This is a genomic window from Mycobacterium sp. E342, assembly GCF_001667665.1.
Classification (GTDB): domain Bacteria; phylum Actinomycetota; class Actinomycetes; order Mycobacteriales; family Mycobacteriaceae; genus Mycobacterium.
On sequence record NZ_LZJM01000259.1, the window covers coordinates 1 to 3,979 of the forward strand.

6 protein-coding genes are annotated in these 3,979 nt (G+C 67.5%); 2 read left to right on the forward strand and 4 right to left on the reverse strand.

Annotated elements, in window-relative coordinates; genetic code table 11:
- The coding region (locus A5692_RS20780) for a chloride channel protein (RefSeq protein ID WP_197514522.1) at window positions 1–1,001 on the forward strand (1,001 nt) is incomplete at its 5' end.
- Here A5692_RS20780 and dps read toward each other — a convergent pair.
- Both dps and A5692_RS20790 read right to left on the reverse strand, forming a co-directional pair.
- Window positions 998–1,546: a DNA starvation/stationary phase protection protein Dps gene (gene dps / locus A5692_RS20785; RefSeq protein WP_068059250.1), complete on the reverse strand. Its 549-nt coding sequence runs from the start codon at window positions 1,544–1,546 to the stop codon at window positions 998–1,000. The two genes, A5692_RS20780 and dps, sit on opposite strands and share 4 nt — an antisense overlap.
- A 94-nt stretch (window positions 1,547–1,640) precedes the next feature.
- A complete protein-coding gene (locus tag A5692_RS20790) occupies window positions 1,641–2,552 on the reverse strand; it encodes a DNA-3-methyladenine glycosylase (RefSeq protein ID WP_068059252.1) in 912 nt (303 codons plus the stop codon).
- 51 nt (window positions 2,553–2,603) lie between these two features.
- Here A5692_RS20790 and A5692_RS20795 point away from each other — a divergent pair, with 51 nt between their 5' ends.
- Window positions 2,604–3,002, forward strand: a complete 399-nt coding sequence (locus A5692_RS20795) for a nuclear transport factor 2 family protein (RefSeq protein ID WP_068059254.1) — start codon at window positions 2,604–2,606, stop codon at window positions 3,000–3,002.
- On the opposite strand, the gene A5692_RS20800 is transcribed toward A5692_RS20795, so the two are convergent.
- Window positions 2,999–3,379 (reverse strand): DUF427 domain-containing protein, encoded by a 381-nt coding sequence (locus A5692_RS20800; protein ID WP_068059256.1) that lies wholly within the window; start codon window positions 3,377–3,379, stop codon window positions 2,999–3,001. The two genes, A5692_RS20795 and A5692_RS20800, sit on opposite strands and share 4 nt — an antisense overlap.
- Window positions 3,380–3,437: 58 nt before the next feature.
- Window positions 3,438–3,979 (reverse strand): class I SAM-dependent methyltransferase (locus tag A5692_RS20805; protein ID WP_068059258.1); only part of this gene is annotated, 542 nt, incomplete at its 5' end.

A 3,979-nucleotide genomic window follows, 5' to 3' on the forward strand; every position in this document is an offset into this window, starting at 1 on the left:
GGTTCTTGGTGGTCCTCGCCGCCGGGAAGATGCTGGCGTGCAGCCTGACCATCGGCATCGGCGGATCGGGCGGGGTGTTCGCTCCCTCGCTGTTCGTGGGGGCCACCTCCGGCATGGCCTTCGGGCTGTTCGTCCAGCAGGCGATCGGCACGGCCGTCGGGCACCCCGCCCTCTACGCGATCGTCGGAATGGGCGCCGTGTTCGCCTCGGCCGCGCGCGCCCCACTGACGGCGCTGGCGAGCACCGTCGAAATGACCGGGGATTTCACCCTGACCCTGCCGGTCATGTTGGCCGTCGCCGTCGGGACGACGGTGTCGCGCGGAATTTCCTACGGCACCATCTACACCACCAAGCTGCTGCGCCGGGGCATCGACATCGACCGCCCCACCCCCGCCAACGCGCTTGCTGACCTCACCGCGGCCGACGCCATGCACCGGTTCGCCGTCCCGGTGGATCTGACCCGTCCGGTCGGGCACACCGATCGCGACCTGACCGGCTTGCTCGGCCCCGTCACCCGTATCCGAGAGCCGCAGGCGCTGTTCGCCAATGACAGCCTCGCTCAGGCCTTGCGCCAGCTCGTGCTCTACGGACGCGACGGGCTGCCGGTCATCGACACCGAGGTGCGGTCGGTACAAGGGTGGCTGACCAATCAGAACGTGCTACGCGCGCTCGGCGCCTACTTCACCGACGCCCGGCCCGGCGTCGAGGCCGGCCATCAGGCCGTCGAGTGGGCCGACCCGCAATCGGCGCTCCCCGAACACGACCCGCACAGCCAACTCGATGGGTACTGCATCGTCGAACACACCCTGGCGAGCGACTCGATGGCCGTCGGCCGAACCCTCGGTGACCTCGAGTGGCCGGACGGCCACTTCGCCGTCTCAGTACTGCACCACCGGCGACTCATCGATGCCGACGCCACGCTGCGGCTCGCCGAGGGCGACCGGGTCAACGTTCTCACGCCCAAAGACGGGGTGCAGCAAGCGGATTCGGCAACCAGTTAGGACGCGCCGCGCGCGCTTCTGGCGGCGTCCTTCTCGGTGGTCGAACCCTCGTGGGTCAGCTTTCCGCCCGCGCTCTCCAGATGCGCGCGGACGAACCACTGGAACTTCTCCAGGTTTCCGGCCTGATCGATCAACAGGTCCTGGGTGACCGGGTCGAGCTCCTCGGTCTCCTCGATGTACTTGCGGATGTCCTCGATGACACCGGTGTAGACGAGGTCCAGCGCGGCCAGATGGGCCTGGACCGTGTCGCGGCCGACCGAATAGTCGTCCCACGTGCGGTCTTTGATGATCGCGCCCGGCGTGCCCTGCGGTGAGCCGCCCAGGGCCGCGATGCGTTCCGCGACGTCATCGGCGAAGCCACGGACCGCCTCGACCTGGGGGTCGATCATCTCGTGCACACCAATGAAGTTGGGTCCCACCACATTCCAGTGAACGTGCTTGAGCGTCAGGTGAAGATCGTTGTAGGTGCTCAGTTGCTTCTGCAGCAGTTCGGTCAGCCGCGCTCCCTGTTTGTCGGTGAGCCCCGGGATGGTGAACTGTGTCATCGATTTCCTCCGTTTCGCACACGGTCACGTCTCCGCTTTGGGTTACCCGATGGCCGGTGCCGAAAACGCCGCCCGGGCGAGGCCATGACCACGTTTAGAGTTCGCTGATGTGCTGCACCGGCAGCCGGGGGCCACGCCGGGGCTCGTAGGCCAACCCGCTGGCCTCGAGCAACCGGACCACGCGGTGGCGGTGCGGCCGCATCGGCTCGAGCAGTTCGAGCATGCCCGCGTCGTCGACCGGTCGGCCCAGTAGCGTCCAGCCGATCATCTTGGGGACGTGATAGTCGCTCACCGACAGCGCGTCGGCATCACCGAACGCCCGCTGGGCCGTCTCGGCGGCAGTCCATTCCCCCACCCCGGGCAACGACATCAACGCCTCCCGGGCCCCCGCGGCCGGACGGGAGGTCAGCCGTTCCAGCGAGTCGGCCCGGCGCGCGCACGTCACCAGGGTCTGGGCACGCCTCGGATCGACGTTGGCGCGATGGAATTCCCACGACGGGATGCGTCGCCACACGTCGGCCGGTGGCGGCACCCGCATCCGCACCGGCGCCGGCCCGGGAGCCGGCGAGCCGTACTTGGACACCAGCAGGCGCCACGACCGGAAGGCGTCGGCGCCGGGCACCCGCTGCTCGATGATCGCCGGGATCAGGGCCTCCAGCACCAGCCCGGTGCGGCCCAGACGCAAGTGCGGAACCCGGCGGTGCGCGTCGGCGACCACCGGATCCACGGGCGCGAAATCCGAAGCTTCGTCGTGCATGCCCAGCAACGCGGGCAGCCGTTCGATGAACTCCGGGGCCCCGCCGCCCCACGCCACGCAGTGGGCGGCGTTGACGGCCGCGCGGCTGATCCGGGCGGTGACGGGCCCGGTCGGCAACAGGCTGGTCCGCCAGATCGCGCCGTCACCGGACGCCTGAAAACAGGGATCCCCGAAACCGCGGCGCAGCGGCGCCAGCGTGTGCCCGAAGCTGACCGCCCCGGGGAACGTGACCGTGCGCGCGATTTCCACCGATCGACTCTCCGATTGACCGTTAACGATGTGCCAAGTCAATATTGCGATGTGATGACGCCGTTCGATGACCCGCAGGGCGAACTGGCCTGGATGTTCCTCCAAAGCACCAGCGAGGGGGGCGACCTCGACGAAGGCTTCGGGCTGCTCAGCGACGACTTCACCTACTGGTCACTCGTCACGCGCGCCTCCTGCGACAAGGAGACCTTTCGGCGAACGGTCGCGCGGCGCAAGGCCGAGCTCGAGGTGACCATCGACCTGGTGCGCTGTGTCAACGAGGGCGAAACCGTGGTGGTCGAGGCCCAGGCCACCGGCACCACCACCGGCGGCGTCGAATACGACAGCCCGTTCGTCTGCATCTTCGACACCCGCGACGGGTTGATCGTCTCGATGCGTTTGTACAGCGACACCCGGGCTCACGAGGCCGCTCTGCCCGGGTGGATCTGCTAGGACGCCGAGACGCTGATCTCGGCCTTGTTGGGGTAGAAGGCGACGTGCCCCTTGATCGCCGCGACCGCCTGGTAGGGCTGCTCGTAGGTCCAGATCACGTCCTCGACGGTGTCTCCGGCCGAACTGGTCACGCTGTAATAGCTAGCCTCCCCCTTGAACGGGCAGTAGGTGCTGGTGTCCGTGCGGGTCAGCCGGTCCTGCACCACGTCGCTCATCGGAATGTATTGCACCGCAGGCAAAGTCGCCTCGCGCAATTCGAGAGCGGCCGTCGTGTCGGCGACCAGCTCACCGTTGACGCGGACCTGCACCCGGCCCTTGTTCGGCTCGATGGTGATCGGGTGGCCGGCATTCGGCTCTTTGATTTCGGGATGGCTCATGGTTCCTCCTATACGCCGATAACCGGTCCAACACGGGCCGGGGCCCGACGCTTCCCGATCAGGGCGGTCCGAATGCGTAGCGGTGATATTGCGCCATGTTGGCCATGGCCGGAACCAGGGACATGGCCCTGCCCATCAGGTGGTAGGCCCGCGGAAGCCGCTCGAAGGTGGCCGATTCAAACCACCGCACCCAGGAAAGCAGTCGAGTTCCGGGCACCGCCGCGAGTATCTCGTCCGGGCCGTCGATGCCCCAGCTCAACTTGGATCCCGATCTGCGCACCACCGCGTTGATCCACTGCGTTTTGATACCCGTCCGGTTGAAAGCGTCGAATTGCAGCTCGCCGTGTTCGAAGTGGTCAACGATCCGTTGCAGCAGCGCTGTGCCGTTCTGTTCGGATAGATACATGGTCAGCCCTTCGGCGATCATCAGCGCAGGCCGGTCGTTGGGTATCTCCGCGAGCCAGGCCGGATCGGTAACCGACGCGGCGACGACGTGGCAGTGCGGGGCAGCGGGGTAGAGCCGGGTGCGCAGTTCGGCGACGTCGGGGTAGTCGATGTCGTACCACTCCACCAGCGGGCCCGGCTGGAGCCTGAAGTATC

Coding starts and splice junctions, on each gene's coding strand:
- dps (WP_068059250.1), bottom strand. CDS start 1,546: ATGACACAGTTCACCATCCCGGGGCTCACCGACAAACAGGGAGCGCGG.
- A5692_RS20800 (WP_068059256.1), bottom strand. CDS start 3,379: ATGAGCCATCCCGAAATCAAAGAGCCGAATGCCGGCCACCCGATCACC.